Below are 1,941 nucleotides of genomic sequence, written 5' to 3' on the forward strand. Positions count from 1 at the left end.
AGCCCTAACTCATCCCCTTAACCTTCCAGCACCGGGCAGGTGTCAGCCCCTATACTTCGCCTTTCGGCTTCGCAGAGACCTGTGTTTTTGCTAAACAGTCGCTTGGGCCTATTCACTGCGGCTCCTCCTTAAAGGAGCACCCCTTCTCCCGAAGTTACGGGGTCATTTTGCCGAGTTCCTTAACGAGAGTTCTCCCGCTCACCTTAGGATTCTCTCCTCGCCTACCTGTGTCGGTTTGCGGTACGGGCACCTATGATCTGGCTAGAGGCTTTTCTTGGCAGTGTGAAATCAGGAACTTCGCTACTATAATTCGCTCCCCATCACAGCTTGAGCTTAAGTTGGACGGATTTGCCTATCCAACACTCTCACTGCTTGGACGCACACATCCATACGTGCGCATTCCTTATCCTACTGCGTCCCCCCATCGCTCATAACGATCATGAGGTGGTACAGGAATATCAACCTGTTGTCCATCGCCTACGCCTTTCGGCCTCGGCTTAGGTCCCGACTAACCCTGAGAGGACGAGCCTTCCTCAGGAAACCTTAGGCATTCGGTGAAAGAGATTCTCACTCTTTTTTCGCTACTCATACCGGCATTCTCACTTCTAAGCGCTCCACCAGTCCTCACGGTCTGACTTCACAGCACTTAGAACGCTCTCCTACCATTGTTCGAAGAACAATCCGCAGCTTCGGTGATACGTTTAGCCCCGGTATATTTTCGGCGCAGAGTCACTCGACCAGTGAGCTATTACGCACTCTTTAAATGGTGGCTGCTTCTAAGCCAACATCCTGGTTGTCTGTGCAACTCCACATCCTTTTCCACTTAACGTATACTTTGGGACCTTAGCTGGCGGTCTGGGCTGTTTCCCTTTCGACTATGAACCTTATCACCCATAGTCTGACTCCCAAGGTAAAGTAGCTGGCATTCGGAGTTTGACTGAATTCGGTAACCCGATGAGGGCCCCTAGTCCAATCAGTGCTCTACCTCCAGTACTCATTCCTTGAGGCTAGCCCTAAAGCTATTTCGGAGAGAACCAGCTATCTCCGTGTTCGATTGGCATTTCACCCCTACCCACACCTCATCCCCGCATTTTTCAACATACGTGGGTTCGGGCCTCCAGTCAGTGTTACCTGACCTTCACCCTGGACATGGGTAGATCACACGGTTTCGGGTCTACGACCGCATACTAATTCGCCCTATTCAGACTCGCTTTCGCTACGGCTCCGTGTCTTCCACTTAACCTCGCATACGATCGTAACTCGCCGGTCCATTCTACAAAAGGTACGCCGTCACCCATTAACGGGCTCCGACTACTTGTAGGCACACGGTTTCAGGTTCTCTTTCACTCCCCTTCCGGGGTGCTTTTCACCTTTCCCTCACGGTACTGGTTCACTATCGGTCACTAGGGAGTATTTAGCCTTGGGAGATGGTCCTCCCGGATTCCGACGGAATTTCACGTGTTCCGCCGTACTCAGGATACACTCCGGAGAGAATTCTTTTTCGATTACAGGGCTGTTACCTTCTACGGCCTACCTTTCCAGGTAGCTTCATCTAAAGAATTCCTTTGTAACTCCAAAGGAGTGTCCTACAACCCCAAAAAGCAAGCTTTTTGGTTTGGGCTGTTTCCGTTTCGCTCGCCGCTACTTGGGAAATCGCATTTGCTTTCTCTTCCTCCGGGTAATGAGATGTTTCAGTTCCCCGGGTCTGCCTTCCATACCCTATGTATTCAGGTAAGGATACTGCTCCATTACGAACAGTGGGTTTCCCCATTCGGAAATCCTCGGATCGAAGTCTACTTACGACTCCCCGAGGCATATCGGTGTTAGTCCCGTCCTTCATCGGCTCCTAGTGCCAAGGCATCCACCGTGCGCCCTTATTCACTTAACTAGCTTACAATGAATAAGCGTCACTAATAAATTATTAGCCTTTGCTTTTAAAAA

General features: G+C 50.5%; 1 rRNA gene. It reads right to left on the reverse strand.

What is annotated here, in order from left to right:
* Positions 1–1,888: ribosomal RNA gene (locus ABC228_RS18990) — 23S ribosomal RNA — on the reverse strand; the annotation flags it as partial.
* Positions 1,889–1,941: the final 53 nt, after the last annotated feature.

The sequence above is a fragment of the Ornithinibacillus xuwenensis genome, assembly GCF_039614845.1.
GTDB classification, from domain to species: domain Bacteria; phylum Bacillota; class Bacilli; order Bacillales; family Amphibacillaceae; genus Ornithinibacillus; species Ornithinibacillus xuwenensis.